General features: G+C 53.1%; 15 protein-coding genes. 7 read left to right on the forward strand and 8 right to left on the reverse strand.

The features are described 5' to 3' along the window. Positions 1–43: 43 nt before the first annotated feature. The 8 genes from ACQ9LF_RS03980 to ACQ9LF_RS04015 all read right to left on the reverse strand — a co-directional run bounded on the left by ACQ9LF_RS03980 (position 44) and on the right by ACQ9LF_RS04015 (position 9,819). On the reverse strand, positions 44–2,290 hold the full coding sequence (locus ACQ9LF_RS03980; RefSeq protein ID WP_462488076.1) for a PKD domain-containing protein: 2,247 nt from the start codon (positions 2,288–2,290) through the stop codon (positions 44–46). Positions 2,291–2,331: 41 nt separating this feature from the next. Continuing rightward, positions 2,332–3,084: a type II secretion system protein gene (locus ACQ9LF_RS03985; protein WP_462488077.1), complete on the reverse strand. Its 753-nt coding sequence runs from the start codon at positions 3,082–3,084 to the stop codon at positions 2,332–2,334. Positions 3,085–3,214: 130 nt separating this feature from the next. Beyond that, positions 3,215–4,927: an NPCBM/NEW2 domain-containing protein gene (locus tag ACQ9LF_RS03990; protein ID WP_462488078.1), complete on the reverse strand. Its 1,713-nt coding sequence runs from the start codon at positions 4,925–4,927 to the stop codon at positions 3,215–3,217. Beyond that, complete coding sequence (locus ACQ9LF_RS03995) at positions 4,924–5,466, reverse strand: sigma-70 family RNA polymerase sigma factor (RefSeq protein ID WP_462488079.1); 543 nt, start codon at positions 5,464–5,466, stop codon at positions 4,924–4,926. Before ACQ9LF_RS03995 ends, ACQ9LF_RS03990 begins: the two co-directional genes overlap by 4 nt. 235 nt (positions 5,467–5,701) lie before the next feature. Then, positions 5,702–6,226, reverse strand: a complete 525-nt coding sequence (gene pyrE / locus ACQ9LF_RS04000; RefSeq protein WP_462488080.1) for an orotate phosphoribosyltransferase — start codon at positions 6,224–6,226, stop codon at positions 5,702–5,704. Between the two features lie 59 nt (positions 6,227–6,285). Then, on the reverse strand, positions 6,286–7,206 hold the full coding sequence (locus ACQ9LF_RS04005; protein WP_462488081.1) for an SMP-30/gluconolactonase/LRE family protein: 921 nt from the start codon (positions 7,204–7,206) through the stop codon (positions 6,286–6,288). Between the two features lie 97 nt (positions 7,207–7,303). Beyond that, positions 7,304–8,737 (reverse strand): adenylosuccinate lyase, encoded by a 1,434-nt coding sequence (purB, locus tag ACQ9LF_RS04010; RefSeq protein WP_462488082.1) that lies wholly within the window; start codon positions 8,735–8,737, stop codon positions 7,304–7,306. A gap of 116 nt (positions 8,738–8,853) precedes the next feature. Next, a complete protein-coding gene (locus ACQ9LF_RS04015; RefSeq protein WP_462488083.1) occupies positions 8,854–9,819 on the reverse strand; it encodes an aldo/keto reductase in 966 nt (321 codons plus the stop codon). 165 nt (positions 9,820–9,984) lie between these two features. On the opposite strand from ACQ9LF_RS04015, the gene ACQ9LF_RS04020 reads away from it, so the two are divergent. The 7 genes from ACQ9LF_RS04020 (at position 9,985) to ACQ9LF_RS04050 (ending at position 16,295) form a co-directional block, all read left to right on the forward strand. Continuing rightward, positions 9,985–10,731 (forward strand): DUF134 domain-containing protein, encoded by a 747-nt coding sequence (locus tag ACQ9LF_RS04020; protein WP_462488084.1) that lies wholly within the window; start codon positions 9,985–9,987, stop codon positions 10,729–10,731. 25 nt (positions 10,732–10,756) lie between these two features. Continuing rightward, positions 10,757–11,077, forward strand: coding sequence for a DUF5320 domain-containing protein (locus ACQ9LF_RS04025; protein ID WP_462488085.1), 321 nt, complete (start codon positions 10,757–10,759; stop codon positions 11,075–11,077). Beyond that, a complete protein-coding gene (locus tag ACQ9LF_RS04030; RefSeq protein ID WP_462488086.1) occupies positions 11,077–12,921 on the forward strand; it encodes a nucleotide-binding protein in 1,845 nt (614 codons plus the stop codon). The genes ACQ9LF_RS04025 and ACQ9LF_RS04030 overlap by 1 nt, the downstream gene beginning before the upstream one ends. Next, complete coding sequence (locus ACQ9LF_RS04035; protein WP_462488087.1) at positions 12,914–14,116, forward strand: iron-sulfur cluster carrier protein MrpORP; 1,203 nt, start codon at positions 12,914–12,916, stop codon at positions 14,114–14,116. The genes ACQ9LF_RS04030 and ACQ9LF_RS04035 overlap by 8 nt, the downstream gene beginning before the upstream one ends. A gap of 35 nt (positions 14,117–14,151) precedes the next feature. Next, the gene (locus ACQ9LF_RS04040) at positions 14,152–14,976 is read left to right on the forward strand and encodes an MBL fold metallo-hydrolase (protein WP_462488088.1); all 825 of its coding nucleotides are present in this window, start codon (positions 14,152–14,154) and stop codon (positions 14,974–14,976) included. A gap of 24 nt (positions 14,977–15,000) precedes the next feature. Next, positions 15,001–15,552, forward strand: coding sequence for a pyruvoyl-dependent arginine decarboxylase (locus ACQ9LF_RS04045; protein ID WP_462488089.1), 552 nt, complete (start codon positions 15,001–15,003; stop codon positions 15,550–15,552). 74 nt (positions 15,553–15,626) lie between these two features. Then, positions 15,627–16,295, forward strand: a complete 669-nt coding sequence (locus ACQ9LF_RS04050; RefSeq protein WP_462488090.1) for a protein-L-isoaspartate(D-aspartate) O-methyltransferase — start codon at positions 15,627–15,629, stop codon at positions 16,293–16,295. The last annotated feature ends 36 nt before the right edge of the window (positions 16,296–16,331 follow it).

Here is a 16,331-nt window from a genome sequence, read left to right on the forward strand (position 1 = left end):
TCGTGTTAATCGTTTTTGGGTTTATGAGTGTGCCGCTGAATCATCAATAACAGGGAACCAGGCTGTTGCATTCCAGCCAGTGCGCTGCAAAGAGGGTCAGGTCATTGAGATTCACAAAGCAGTCGCCGTCGATATCACCTGCAATAGGAGTATATCCGGGCATGGCTTTAGCTGCCAGACAGGGGGTCGCTGCTACAACAACCTGAACCGTATCCGAGCTTTGTATCGCACTGTCGTTGGCGGTCAGAGAAAACTGGTATGTTCCTGTTGCCGGAAGCACCAGCGAGACATCATTTGTATTGGCTACGACCTGAGTTGCAATAATAACACCGTTGGGGTCGATAATCTGAGCGGGGCCGGAGGCCTGAGTCCACAGGCGGGTCAGGATTCCAGACGGCAGACCGTCATCGCTAACGGTTCCCGCGAGATGGACTGTTGCACTGGCCGGATCACCGGCATTATTCAGCCAAAGATACTGGTCTGCGCCGGCATTGACTATCGGTGCGGCATTATCCGTACTGAATTGCCATAATATCCCTTCGGTCAGGCTGGGTGTCCGGCTGCTGTCATAGACATCAACCATCCAGTAATATGTCTTATAAGCCGTCAAAGCATAGGGCACAGCAACACAGGAACTGGTAATTTGTGTCGCGATTTTCTGCAGGCCGTAATGCGGCAGCAAATCGTTGGGCTCTGTCGAGCCGAAATACACGTCGCATGTAATGAGTCCTTCAGGCTGGCTGGGCTCGGGATTTGTCCAGCACAGCTGTGTCAGCGAAGGCGAAGCGTTGCCAAAGTTTGAGGGCTGAGGTTTGATAGCGCCGGTCGGGATACGGCGTTCGCCGCCCAGTACCACCCCAAAAAGCTCGCCGCTTCCGGAGGGATTGGGATATCCTGTTCCGGCGGAGGTTGAGCGGGAGGAATAGTAAATATTATTGTCTGTCCCGTTTGTCAGCCCCACAAACAGGAAAACAACTACCCCGTCATTGTCACTGTTGAGAAAATCCGTCAATTGCTGGCTGGGTGCGGTCGATGCACGGGTATTGACCGCAGGCGGCGTAATCACCATCAGGGGGCCTACCAGATCCAGCGGGTCCAGTGTGACGGGAGTATTCAGAGGAGGGGTTGGCGAATTGAAAACACCCGGGCAGGTATTCCAGCTCGTGGAGGAAACCGTAAAGTTGTCCAGATGTTCTTTGATGCCATAGACGGTTGTGACGCCTCCGCGAGTCTGAGTCCGGACACTGAAGAAGGCGTTGGCGAACACTTCTTCCGGATGTTCCGGGTCGCGAGCATTGTTGAGATTATAGCTGATGACTGCAACACGGCGGCGTGTGTCGATATTGCGTGCCCCAAGTCCCGTTCCGCTGGACCGCGTGTTGGGTTGAAGATTGCTGTCGTTGCCAATTTCAACATTGCCGACGGCCTGCAGGGCAAAAATCGGGACCGAAAGGGTGATGTTCACTGTTTTTTCAGTTGTTTTGCTGCCGTCCGAGACCGTTATTTTCAGAGAATACTCCCCCTCAGCGGACATCGTTACTGTGGGGTTGGCAACAGCCATGCTGGGGGCAAAGTCGATTGTTGCACCGTCGGGCTTGCTAAGGACGGTCCATTCGATCGAAACGCCGGTTCCCGGAATACCATCGTCCACTACCGAACCGTTGATGGCCAGGGAGGTATTCGGCAGAGCCACAGTTGCCGTCGCGGGAACGCCCAGAATCTGCGGCGGCAAATTCCATCCATTCGGTGCAGCAGTGATAGCATACATGGCCCGGCTGCTTCCATTGTTCTGTTCACCCAGCGTGATCTTATTGGGGTCTGTGCCGACTGTCAGGGAGTACACAGTTGCCGGTTCACTGAAACCGATGGTATAAGGGGTTTGCACAAAGCCCATCGCAGGGACCCAATCCATGACCCCGTTTCCGAGGGTTGGGGCGTCGGCGGCATTGTTGTCACCCACACGATTGTCGATGATCAGGTACAGTGTACCCGGTTTTACAAAACTCACCTGGTATTGAACGTCGGCATCGGTTTTGTCATCCATGGCGGTCTGGATATAATCAAGGCCCTTGAAAATGCCTGCATCACTGTAGAAAAATGTGTCGCGGTCCACAAAAATCCTGGCTCCCGCATCCAGTCCGCCCTTCACCAGAACCGGACTGGGCAAGGTACTGTTGTATCGGGTTACCGCAGCAATCACATTCGGATCGGTTACCTCTGCGGATGCAACCAGGCTTAATGCCGTCAGGCATAAAGCCAGAGTCAGACACACTGTGTTGGTTCTCATCATAATACACCTCCAAATCAAAGTATTAGTATGTACACGAACGCTTAATAACCCGAACCGCCCCATCGGTCCGAATTCCAGAGCCAATAGACAATATCCTCATCCTTGTCGGCCGGATTGACGACACTGTAATCCTTCATAAGGGCATTGAAGTGCTGAAATCGATTGCCGATGTCGAGGGTATTCAGTAAATTCTTGACATTGGCATTTGTGCTTTTGGCAAATTCCCAGGACCCCAGCGTCATATCGGCCATGAGGATGCCGCTGGATGTGTTATTGACCGAGACAATATTGTGTCGAATTTTTTTCTTCCAAAGCCAGATATAGGTGCCCCAGAAAAACGGAGTTTCATTTCGATTTTCCAGGGTCTGGGTGTCATACGTGGTAAAATCCCCGGCCAGGACTTTGTCACGGGAGTAATTTTTGGTGTGCGTGACTTTTTCGGATGGGCAGAAAAAGGGTTTTCGATCCGGAAGAATGCCGGCATCCATCAGGTCTTTGACTGCCCACGGCTGCCATTCGTAGGAGTAATCGCCGGTGCCATTGACAAAGCACCAGTTTCTGATGCCCTGATTGTTGGAAGCGCTGTCTTCGGGTTTCTCTCTGAAATTAAAGCCGGTGTTGGATTCGTAAGCCCCCAGAGCCAGCCCGATCTGGTGCATGTTGGATTTGCAGCTTGCCTTTTTGGCTGTCTCTTTGGCTTTTCGAAGGGCGGGCAGAATGATGGCCATCAGCAATGCAATAACTGCCACGACAACCAGGAGTTCGATGAGTGTAAATCCTTTTTTAGTTTTCATAAACAATTCCTTTCTGTCCTGTCGGGCCAACCCCTGCTTCCACCGATCCTTGTTTTGAAGCGTGTTCCCGTCCAGGACCTTTTGTCAGTGCCGCCTGTATCGGCGGCCATTTCAGGTGTATTGAAAACGATTATTCAGGATTCAACTGGGGCCGGGCAAACAGGCACCAGTCATAAGAAATCTTCTGTTCTGTTCCGCCAGTGGTAACCAGAGTCAAATAACGGTCATCTGGCTCAATGGGCACATGGATGGGTATTGCTCCCTGTGCCGGAGTCAGATTTTCTTTTGAGAACCTCACCTGCCCATCAATCAGGACATAAAAATTGGCTTTGGGCAGATAGCCGGGCAGGGCCTGCTGGGCATACTGCACGACGGTTTCCGACAGACCGCATTGGGCGGTGAATGATTTCAAGGAAAGCGTGCTGTGAAGAGCACGTATTTTTTCAAGGTCAAAGGTAATGCCGGCGTTGGGGTGAATGCAAATCGCTGGATAATCGGGTTCTCCGCAGACATGACCATCCAGCGACTGGAGGTGGCCTGGAATACGGCCTGTACCGCGACTGACCTGGCCGGAATTGTTGATGTTATAACAATATTGCCCGCAGGTTTTGGGGGCTTGCCAGAAACAGTCGCCACTGTGTGAGATGGCTACAGGTCCCGCCGAGCCGTCGGGAGAGAAGATGCCGTCAATATAGGGGCTGTCCGGTACAGCGATAAAGATATTGGGGGAGTCCTGACGCTGTCCAATATAATACTCCTGGGTTGAAGCAAAAGCCCCGTTGTCCCAGCGGATACCCGTGCTGGGTTGTCCGGTGCCCAGGCCGTTACCGCCGCCGACCATATCTGCCAAATCCAGCGACTGCCCGCGCCAGACGATGTTGTTTTGGGAATGAATATCCCGGACGAACAGTCTGTCGTTGTAGGAAATATCCGAGATCTGTGAGGCAGAGCCGATCATTTTAGCGGCCCCCTGACTGACTTGAAGACTTGTTTTCCGGGCATTGTTACCAGCCACGAGGGTGGTTTTACCTTTGATGACATGTAACTCTGTATCGCCGTAGGGATCCGTCTGCACGCCGAATTCAGTGCCCAGGTCGATAATTTTGGAATTGGGGGTGCTAATGGTAAATCCGAGGGCTTCCGGAGGAACTGATGCATAAATGCGGCCAAATTTGATTTTGATGTGATCGGAATCCATAATCTCAAATTCCGTGGGGGCCTCTATTACAACGCGGGTATTGTTGTCAAAAACAAGTTTGGCTATTCCTTTTCGCAGCAGCATCGACTGCGACTTAGCCGTCAGTCGGAACCCGGGTTTCAGCACGGTATCCGATTCAGCCCACTGAGCATGGAGAGTGTCCGACAGGGTAGCCACCTCCTGATTGCGGGGCAGCGGTGTGTAATGAGCGAAAACAATCAGAAAGAATAATGCCGCCAGCGACGCAACAGCGGTTATCAGTGAATATTTGTTGAATTTACGGGGATAGAGGCAAACCGGCTGGACATCCAGGGGGATCGGCAAAGACTCCTGAGGCTGTGTATCAACCGCCGGAGCGGTTTTTTCGGCCTTGGACAACATTTGCCAGACCTCGGGATTCAGCAGCGATTCCTCATTGGAGCTGTCGGATATGCCGGGATCACATTGCAAAAAACCGTTGGTTACCTTGTCGGTGCGCAGGAATGTGTCGTGGATGTGGCGATGCAACAGAGCCGACAGGATAAAGGTCCTGGCGTTATCAGGATGCTGCTTGATCCAATTGGATAACTGATCGGCCTGCTGCGGAGTCATCGCCGACCTGTCCAGCAAAAACAAACTGATAAGAAGGTCTATGGGTTCACTCACAGGCCGCCTCCCTGAAGCTGTTTATTGACACAGTCCCGCAGCGAAATCCGTGCCCGATGCAGTGAGACAAACACATTGCTTTGGGTCATACCTAACTGCTGGGCAATCCGGGACGTACTGAGTTCGCGCAGATAATGCATCTCCAGAATGGTTTTCCATTTACCTTTAAGCAGACCCAGACATTTCTGAAGGGCGGTTCGCTGCTGTTCTTTTTGATGTTCGATGCGGCTGAATTCTTTTTCATAGACCTCGGCAATGGCCACAATGGCCTGTTCATCGAGGGCAATCTGCGTTTTGCGCCGCTGGGAGTAATATTTCAGGATGAGATTTTTGGCGATACCGTTGGCCCAGGCAATAAACGATTTACTTCGGTCAAATTCGCTGAATTTTTCGACGGTGATGACCGCGACATTCTGGAGAATATCGTCGGCATCCTGGAAGTTGGAGACGAGGGAATAGATGAACCCGGCAATCGCCGGCTGTGTTTGGGCCCAGAAAACGGCCAGTTCCTCGGATTTTGACTTTTCGTTGTCCATCATAAAGGAACCTCTCCCTTCGATAGAGCATTCCTTTTATTATGGCAAAATCTTACAAAAAAATGAAATATTTATTTGTGAACTATGTAGATCTAATATCGCTTATTTTACTGTGTATTTTATCAAAGAATATTTTGATGCAAGATATCCTGTTTGTCTTATGCAAAGGATACTGATGAAAAAGACGCTGTTTCGCGTCATTTTTTATAAGTCTTTGATATATAATTTGTTCCGGCGATTAGTCCTGAATTCCCAAATCCTCTTTGGTCATGATGCTGTCAAACGAATAGCCTGCACTCTCGATGTTCTCGCGGGCACCCTGTTTGCGGTCGATGACGGCGACGATTTTTTTGACGGTAGCTCCGGCTTCGGTGATGACTTTGGCGGCTTCAAGGACCTGGCCGCCGGTGGTGGCAATGTCTTCAACCAGCAGGACAACGTCGCCTTTTTTCAGGACGCCTTCGACGAGTTTGCTGGTGCCGTAGTCTTTTTTACTGTTGCGAACGATGATCCAGGGCTTGCCGGATTCCATGGCTGTTGCCGCGGCCAGCGCGACTCCGCCCAGCTCCGCCCCGGCAATGAGGGTGATATCGGGCGTCAGGTATTTGCAGAATTCCTGACCCAGAGCCTTCAGAATATCCGGTTGGGTTTCAAACAGGTACTTATCCATATAATATTTGCTGCGTTTGCCGCTGCGCAGCACGAAATCACCTTCCAGATAGGCCGTTTCCTTGACGCGTTTGACTAATTGGGTCTTATCCACGCTAAACTCCAGATATAAAATATCTTTTTATCAAATTTTCGGTTTGCCTGATGGCCGGGCTATTGTACCCCGCAGACGTTCATTTTCAAGGCATAAAGTCCGGTTCCGGCGGTGATGAAGAGGGTTTTTCGGTCTTTGCCCCCGAAGGTGACATTGGCCGTCCATCGCTGCTGGGGGATGGGGATATTGGCGATTTTCCGGCCTTCAGGATTGAACACGGTAACACCGTTGCCGGTCAGATAGACATTGCCGCAAGTGTCGATAGTCATGCCGTCGGAACCGAGGTCACAGAAAAGCCGCTTGCCCGTCAGGCTGCCATCGGGCTGGATGTTGTATTTCCATGTCTTGCCGGCCTTGATATCCGCGACATAGAGTGTCTTGCCGTCCGGGGTACCGATGATGCCGTTGGCCTGCTGGAGGTCACCTTCGACACGGGCCAGTTTGCCATCGGTCGAGAGAAAATAGACGCCCTGGCTGGGTTGTTCCATCGGGCCGCGCTGCCAGTAGGGGCGTTTATAGAATGGATCGGTGAAATAGATGCCGCCGTCGGGGCGAATCCACGCGTCATTGGGGCCGTTGAACAGTTTGCCGTCGTACTCTTTGGCTAAAACGGTATGCTGTTTGGTCTTGACGTCGATTCGCCAGAGTTGGTTTTTCTCATCGGCACAGGCGATCAGGTCGCCGGATTTGTCGAAGTACAGGCCATTGGACCGGCCGGCCGGCTGCATGAAGACTTCCATTTTGCCGGTAACGGTGTATCGCATAATCCGGTCGTTGGGCTGGTCGGTGAAATAGACGTTGCCGTCTTTATCCACGGCGGGGCCTTCGGTGAATTCGAACTCGGTCGATAGAGCCACCGGCCCGCCGCCGGCGAATAAGCCCCTGGAACAGTCACAGACCTTAGTACAGCCGGACACCAGAATCACTGCAGAAGCGATGACGAAATTGAAAATTGACAATTGCAGATTGCAACATTTCATTCTCGGTCTCCTTTTCAACAATGGCGCTGAACCAGACTCATTTGCCGCCTGGTTAAGCTCCATTTCGAGTTACGATTTTATGCGAATCGTCTGAGGTTTAGACTTTCAATTCCACCTTTTTATTCAATTGCTGTTTGTATTTTCTGCGTACGGGGGCGACAACGGCGGCGAGGAATTCATCAACCTGCTGGGGGGCGCGGCCGATGTAACGTTTCGGATCCAGTGCGGCCCTGAGGTTGACTTTGGCAAAGGCCGGGTCGGCCTGCAGGCGGGCGATGAGGTCGTTTTCTTTGCCATGCATTTTGACCTGAGCGGCGGCGTCGTGGGAATGGACACGGATCCGTTCGTGCAGGTCCTGGCGATTACCGCCGGCCTTGACGCCTTCCATCAGGATTTCTTCGGTCGCCATAAACGGCAGTTCAGCCATCACGTGAGCGGCGATGACCTTGGGATAGACGACCAGTCCCGAAGCGACATTGATGAGGATCTCAAGGATTCCATCCGTAGCCAGGAATGCCTCGGCCAGGGTGACGCGGCGGTTGGAAGAATCGTCGAGTGTTCGCTCCAGCCACTGTTCGGAGGCAGTCATGGCCGGACTGGTGGCCAGGCTCAGGACCAGACGCGACAGGCCGGTTACGCGTTCGCATCGCATTGGGTTACGCTTGTAGGCCATCGCCGAGGAGCCAATCTGCGATTTTTCAAACGGTTCCTCGAGTTCCTTGAGGTTGGCCAGCAGGCGGATGTCGTTGCACATCTTGTGTGCCGACTGGGCGATGCCAGCCAGGACATTGACCATCAGCGTATCGAGTTTGCGAGGATAAGTCTGGCCGGTGACGATGCAGGAGGATTTGAAGCCGAAGGCTTTAGCGACCATCTGATCGAGCTTCTTGACTTTGTTGTGGTTACCGTTGAACAGGGCCAGGAACGAGGCCTGCGTGCCGGTGGTGCCTTTGATGCCGCGGAACGGCAGTGTGTCAATGCGCCGTTCGAGTTCAGCCAAATCCATCGCGAATTCATAGGCCCACAGCGTAGCCCGCTTGCCCACCGTGGTCAGCTGGGCCGGCTGGTAATGGGTAAAGCCCAGCGTCGGCATGGATTTATAGTGTTTGGCGAAGCTGCCCAGCCGGTCGATCAGACAGGCGACTTTACCGGCCAGAATTTGCAAGCCCTCCCGCAGGATAATCAGGTCTGCGTTATCGCCGATGGTGCAGCTTGTGGCGCCCAGGTGAATAATCGGTGCGGCCTTGGGGGCGACCAGTCCGAAGGTATGAACATGAGCCATCACATCGTGGCGGAACTTCCGCTCGAATTCAGCGGCCTGCTTGTAATCGATGTTGTCCAGATTGGCGGCCATTTCCTTAATCTGGGCGTTGGTGATTTTCAGACCCAGCTTTTGTTGGGCTTTTGCCAGCTCCAGCCAGATTCGCCGCCATGTGCGAAATTTGGTATCGGCGCTGAACAGCTCGGCCATTTCTTTGGATGCGTTGCGTTCCACCAGCGGACTGGTATAAATATCGGTACGTTGAGTCATATCCTGATTCCTTTTGAAACGGGAAATCCTTGTCTTAGCTTGTTCAATCCCAAATTCGAAACACTAAATCCAAAACATCCGTAAAAATTCTAAGCGAAAAAAATGACAAAAACAAATCAAATTGGCATTTCCACATATCTGTTCAAGATATCTTCGACACGGTCGATAATTTCCGCTTCCAGTGTCCAATTGGCGGCGGGGGCGGTTTGTTCAATCTGGTCCGGTCGGCGGGCGCCCACGATGGCGGCGGTTATTTCCGGTCTCCGCAGGACCCAGGCAATTGCCAGTTGGGCGACGGATTTGCCGCAATCGGCGGCGATTTTTTTAAGCTCATCAACCATGGCCACGATCTTTTCAAATCGCGGGCTTTGGAAATTCGGATCGCGCAGGCGGTGGTCGTTTGGACTGAGGGTGCTGAGATAGTCGGCGTTGAATTTGCCGGTCAGCAGCCCTTTCTGCATCGGGCTGTAACAGACGACGCCGATATTGTTTTTGCCGCAATAATCCAGCAGACCAGTCTCGATGCCCCGCTTAAGCATACTGTACGGCGGTTGGATGGCCGCGACCGGGAAGACTTTTTGCAGCCGCTGGAGTTGTTCGAGGGTGACATTGCATGCCCCAAGATAGCGGACCATCTTTTGTTCCACGCAACCTGCCATGGCTTCCCAGGCCTGTTCGATCTGTTCATCCGGGATGGGCCAGTGCATCTGATAGAGGTCGATGCGGTCGATACCCAGCCGAGTCAGGCTTTCCTCGCATTCCCGACGAATGCTGTCGGGGTCGAGGTTATTCAGTTTTTCGCGGGCGGTGTTCCATCGCAGGCCGCACTTGGTGGCGATAATCGGTTTGTTCCGCATGGACCGCAGGGCCTGGCCGACGATTACTTCAGCGTGGCCGCAACCGTAAATTGGGGCCGTATCAATCCAGTTAATGCCCAATTCAAGGGCACGCTGAAGGGTATCGATAGATTCCCGGTCACTTTGTTCCCCCCAGCCATACTGCCATGGTCCGCCAATAGCCCAGGTTCCCAGGCCAAGGGTTGTCAGCTCCAGATCCGTTTTGCCGAGTTTTCGCTTTTGCATATCTGAATACTCCCAAATAATCCCTTATACTGTATCAAAAAACCCTCTTTTTCACAACGGTAAGCCTCACATCGCTATGAAATTATCAATTCATTAAAAATGTTGTTGAATCGCTGGTCAAAAGTCGATATTATGAACATAAGTTCATAATAAAGAGTATGACAAATGCCAAGACCCTTTAAACATCGATGTGTCAATGGCCGTCCTGTTGCGGTGATTTATAAGCCGGCAGGTATTCCTGTGGCCGGACTTCAGTGGGTCCAGTTGAATCTGGATGAGTTTGAATGTATCCGCTTAATAGACCACTTAGGTCTGGAACAGGAAAAAGCGGCCGAGCAAATTGGCGTTTCCCGGCCCACCGTTACGCGGATTTACGCCTCGGCCCGGAAAAAGATTGCTGATGCGCTTGTGCAGGGGCATGCCCTGCGGATTGAGGGTGGGCCGATTGTCCAGCTTGCCGAACTGTGTGGGGGGCGGGGCTGCCAGCGACGGCATCAGCATGGGCATGCATATCAAGCTATGGTTATCAAGCCGCGGAGTGAAAAAATGAAAATTGTTGTATGTGCGCAAACCAATAGTCCCCAGGCACTACTTGACAGTCGGTTTGGTCGAACGGCGTTTTGGGCGGTCTATGACGACCAGACCAAACAGTATGAATTCATTGCCAATCACCAGAATCTGCAGGCTGCTCAAGGGGCCGGGATTCAGGCTGCCCAGGCTGTGCTGGATGCGGAGGGAGGCGTTCTGATCGCCTGCAATGTCGGTCCCAAGGCCATGGCGGTTCTTCAGGCCGGCGGTGTTCAGGTATTCCAGGCCCCCTCGGGTATGAATGTGGAACAGGCTATTGCGGCCTATCAGGCCGGGCAGCTTCAGCAGATACAAAGTGCCAATGTTGAAGGGCATTGGATGTAAAGGATTTTTTTGAAAGGATATAACGATGCCAGGTGGAGATCGAACAGGTCCGATGGGAATGGGTCCGATGACCGGTCGCGGATTGGGTGTATGTTCCGGTCGAGCGGGCAGTGCGATGTATCTGGGCGGCGGGCGTTTTGCGTGGGGCTGCGGTATGGGTTTTGGTAGCCGCGGTCGCCGCAATCGCTTCTGGGTGAGGCAGGCTGGTGGGGCGTTGATGCCACAGGCTGGGCCTCTATCCGCATCAGAGGAACTGGCCAAATTAAAACAGCAGGCGCAGGCCCTGCAGGACAGCCTCAAGGATATCAACAGCCGCATTGAACAGCTTTCCAAAGCCTCTTTATAATGAAAATAGCCATATCCAGTGGTAAAGGCGGTGTTGGCAAGACCCTGGCGGCTGCGTGTCTGGCGTCGGTGATGGCCCAGACACAACCGGTCTGTTATGTGGATTGCGATGTTGAAGCACCCAATGGACATTTGTTTCTTAAGACGGCCCATACCAAATCGGCACAAGAAGCCCTGTCGTGTATCGAAGGGATAGACTCGCAGCGATGCACTTATTGTGGCCAATGCGCCCGTGTGTGTTATTTTAACGCACTTGCCGTGGGCAGGAAAAACGCGATAGCATTTCCGGAACTGTGCCGGTGGTGCGGGGCGTGTCTGCGGGTATGTCCGGCCGATGCCCTGATTGTGGGACGGCGCGTTGTGGGGACAACGTACAGCGGGCAGGCTGGATTGATTCGGCTTCATTGGGCAACGCTGGCCGCAGGTGCCGGCGGCATGACGGTTCGCTTAATTGAGCAGTTGAAAGAGCGGACGAAGGACGAGGATTTGGTTGTGTTGGATTCGCCTCCGGGAACAAGCTGCTCGGCGGTCCATACCATCCGCGGGGCCGATATTGTGATTCTGGTTGCCGATCCGACTCGCTTTGGAGTGCATGATTTGAAATTGTCGGTTCGTCTGTGTCGTTCGATGAATATTGAGCCGCTGGTCCTGATGAATCGAGTCGGTCTGGGCGATGCGGACGGACTTCGCCGATGGTGCAAAGAGCATCATCTGCGGATTCTGGCGGAATTGCCCGACAGTCGGGAGATTGCCAGTCTCTATTCACAGGGGATTTTGCCTGTGACGCAAATCGAAAGTCTGCGGCAGCAGTTTCAGGATATGGCACAGGCTCTGCGACAGATGCCGTCTATGCAGGTGACGACCGACAATTCCGAAGTTGCTTTATCGTGGCAGCGGGAGGATGTAAAATCAACCGAATTGCCGGACATCAGCAGCGGCCAGTCCTCGACACAGCCGGTGGAGATTACCATTGTCAGCGGCAAGGGAGGAACCGGCAAGACCTCGTTGTGTGCGTGTTTTGCTCAACTGGCTGGTGGAGTTGTGGCCGATTGTGATGTGGATGCGGCGGATATGCATCTGCTGCTTGAGCCGAAGGTGCTTGAGCAGGGCATATTCCGCGGCGGCCGTGTAATGCAGATTGATCCAGCCCGGTGCACCCGGTGCGGGGCTTGTGTAGAGGTGTGTCAGTGGAAAGCAATTGCTCGGCAGGATGACGGCAGCGTGTTGATTGCCGAACAGGACTGCGAAGGCTGCGGAACATGCCTGCTGGTTTGTCCGGTTGATGCGATTGGCACCGGGCCAACGGATGACGGGCGATGGTACTGGTCTTCGACGCGATTGGGGCCGATGAGCCATGCGATGCTGGAGCCGGGCAAAGAAAATTCCGGCAAGCTGGTGACGCTGGTTCGCAAACAGGCGGCTGTCCGAACCAACGGCTTTGATAAGGCCCATCGAGTCGTCGTTCTGGATGGTTCTCCGGGGACGGGCTGCCCGGTAATTGCTTCCGTCGGCGGGGCGCGGGCGGCTGTAATTGTGACCGAGCCGACGGTATCGGGGCTGCATGATCTGGAGCGGATACTGGAATTAACCGAGCATTTTCGGATTCGGGCGGGAGTGATTATCAACAAAGCCAACCTGAACCGGGAGATGGCAGTAAAAATAAAATTTGCAGTGACATCACATCATGCGGACTTGCTGGGGGAGCTGCCGTATGATACTGTCTTTGTGCAGGCCCAGCAGGCCGGCAAAACAGTTCTGGAATATCAGCCGGATAGCGAACTATCCGAGACGATTCGATGGATTTGGAAACAGATACAGTGTTTAGCAGGAATAAACCATGAGTAATTCGCAACACAAGGACGATCACGGCCATCCCAAAGCGGACATGCGCAAACTGACCCGCAGTATGGCGATGATTGGTAAAAAGATTCTGGTGCTGTCCGGCAAGGGCGGTGTAGGCAAAAGTACGATCGCAGTCAATCTGGCAGTCGAGCTGGCCCGGCAGGGCAATCAAGTGGGTCTGCTGGATGTGGACCTTCACGGTCCCAGTATTCCGCGTATGACCGGTCTGGTTGAGCAGAAGTGTTTCGGTCTGGAAGACCAGATTATGCCGCTGGCGGTTTCAGAGAACCTCAAGGTCATGTCGATTGCGTTTCTGATACCTGATGATACGCAGGCGGTGATCTGGCGAGGGCCGATGAAATATGCCGTGATTCAAAAACTGCTGGCCGATACGGCCTGGGGGGAACTGGATTATCTGGTGATTGACGCCCCTCCCGGCACCGGCGACGAGCCTCTGAGTGCCGCACAACTGGTCGGCGGTGACGCCGGAGCGGTGATTGTGACTACCCCGCAGAAAGTTGCTGTCGAAGATGTACGTCGCTGCATTACGTTCTGCCAGCAGGTGCAATTGCCGATCTGGGGGATTGTCGAGAATATGGCGTCGCTGTATTGTCCGCATTGCAATCAAGAAATCCGGCTGTTCAGTGACCACTCCGGCGGACGTGAGCTGGCCGAAGAAACCGGGCTGGAACTGCTGGGCAGTCTTCCGCTTGAGCCGGAAATTGCCAAGAGTGCCGATGCCGGCCTGGCCATTCGTGATTGTTCCATCTCGCCCCGGGTCAGTCAGGAAATGGATAAGATTATTGCTCAATTACAAACGAAAATGAAGCCCCCTTCAACACGAGGAGATGTTCAGGTGTTAAAAATTGCGATTCCCACAGCCAATGGTCAGTTATGTATGCATTTCGGACACTGCGAACAATTTGCCGTGATTACGGTGGATCCGCAGAGCAAAACCATCACGGGCAAGGAGATGCTGACTCCGCCGCCGCATGAACCCGGCCTGCTGCCTAAATGGATTGCCGAACAGGGCGCCAGGCTGGTCATTGCCGGCGGTATGGGACAGCGTGCCCAGCAGCTGTTTACTCAGAATCAGATTCAGGTCATTACCGGGGCACCGGCAGATTCACCGGAAAATCTGGTGACGGCATATTTGAACAACACGCTGCAAACCGGCGCCAATGCCTGCGACCATTAAATCGGTATGGCTTGTGAAGGTATCCCGTTGAGCGAATGAAAACAGACGTCCAGATCACGGTGTTAGTGGATAATATGGCCTGGCGTCCCGACTTGCAGGCTGAGCATGGTCTGTCGCTTTGGATCGAATACGGCGGTAAGCGCATCCTCTGGGATACCGGACAAGGTGGTGTGTTATCCGCCAATGCGCAGTCGCTGGGTGTGGAATTGGCCCAGGCGGACAGTGTTGCTTTAAGTCATGGTCACTATGACCACACGGGCGGGCTGCCATTAGTGCGGTCTGTGGCCCCCGGGGCGGATGTCTGGCTGCATCCATCGGCTACCCTGTGCCGCTTCAGCCGGAAAGAGACGGTTCATCCGGTGGGAATGCCTTCGAAGACTGTCGAATCCCTTCAGGCCCGACCGATTCACTGGATTAAAACCTGGACTTCGATTTATGAGGGCGTTTATTTGACCGGGGCCATTCCCCGCAAGAGTCCGTATGAGGATACAGGCGGAGCTTTTTTTCTCGATGCGGAGTGCCGGATTCCAGATACCCTGCCGGATGATCAGGCTCTGGTTGTACAGAGCAGCAAAGGGCTGGTTGTGATACTGGGCTGTGCCCACAGCGGGGTGGTCAATACTCTGGATTATGTGCATCAAAAAATGTCCGGACAACCTGTTTATGCAGTCATTGGTGGAATGCATCTGTCAAAGGCAAGTCAGGAACGGCTGGATTATACGGTGCAGGCCTTGAAACAATATGATGTCCAAATTGTACTACCGCTGCATTGCACCGGAGAACAGGCGACGTATTATCTGCGAACTGTATTGCCAGACAGAACCATTCAGTTGTCAGATGGTCCTTCAATCAAACTCTAACTCAAATCAGACATGGAGAACGGAATGATACCAAATACCCCGACTAAAGTGTTTTTGACCCGCGGTCTTGGTCGTGATAAATATCAGTTGAAATCATTTGAAGAGGCCCTTCGCAAGGCCGGTGTGGCTCAGCAGAATCTGGTTCAGGTGTCATCCATCCTGCCTCCACAGGCTAAAATCATCAATCGTACGGCTGGTCTGAAATACCTCCGGCCCGGCCAGATTACCTATTGTGTTATGGCCCGATGTGATACGAACGAACATGGTCGGCTGATTTCCTCGTCAGTCGGGATTGCCGTCCCCAAAGATCGAAATAAGTGGGGCTACCTCAGTGAAGTGCATGGTGTGGGAATAAATCAGAAAGATGCCGCGGATATGTCTGAAGATCTTGCCGCCGACATGCTGGGTACGACGCTGGGGCTGGCGGTGGATCCCAATAAAGACTGGTCGGAAAAAGAACAGGTGTATAAAGCCAGCGGGCTGATTATCCGCAGCTCCAATATTACCCAGTCTGCCAAAGGGCAAAAAGGACTCTGGACGACTGTTGTTGCCATTGCGGTACTATTATTTGAGTAGTTGCTGAGGCCTGTTGTCAAGGGAGTGTCGGGGCTGCCTGTTGCGTTTTAAACGGATAACCGTACAATAAGGGAATGGTAACCTTTGATCCGTTAGACCGTTATGCCCCGCAGCGGGAGTACATGATACGCCACGACCTCCGAGGGCGAGACATTCGTGATGCCCGGGTTCTGGAGGTGATGGGCCAATTGCCGCGTGAGAATTTTCTGGCTCCACAGTATCAGTCCTGTGCATACGAAGACAATCCGATACCGATAGGCCTGGGGCAGACGATAAGCCAGCCTTACATTGTGGCCCTGATGACCCAGTGTCTGAGGCTGACCGGTACCGAACAGGTCCTGGAAATCGGTACTGGTTCCGGCTATCAGACGGCGATTCTGGCCAAACTCTGTAAAAAAGTCTATACCATCGAACGGTTTAATGAATTATCCGTCCGAGCCCAATCGGTATTGTCGAGTCTGGCTATTCATAATGTGGACTATGCTGTTGGCGACGGTTCCTGCGGATGGCAAAGCCCGCTTTTATTTGATCGCATTATTGTGACAGCGGCGATACCCCGCCCTCCTGAGCCGCTCATTGTGCAACTGCAGGATGATGGGATTCTGGTTGCCCCGGTTGGGGATGAGTATAGTCAAACACTCATTCAATATCACAAGCAAGGGCAGCAATTAAGGCATATTGAGATTTGCGGCTGCCGATTCGTCAAACTGGTTGGCAAATATGGCTTTCCGGCTTCTGAATAGGGGCCAAGCTGAAAATAGCAAGATAATGTTATTGTA

Origin of the sequence: Anaeroglomus insulsum (assembly GCF_050689095.1) — a bacterium.
GTDB lineage: Bacteria > Planctomycetota > Phycisphaerae > Sedimentisphaerales > Anaerohalosphaeraceae > Anaeroglomus > Anaeroglomus insulsum.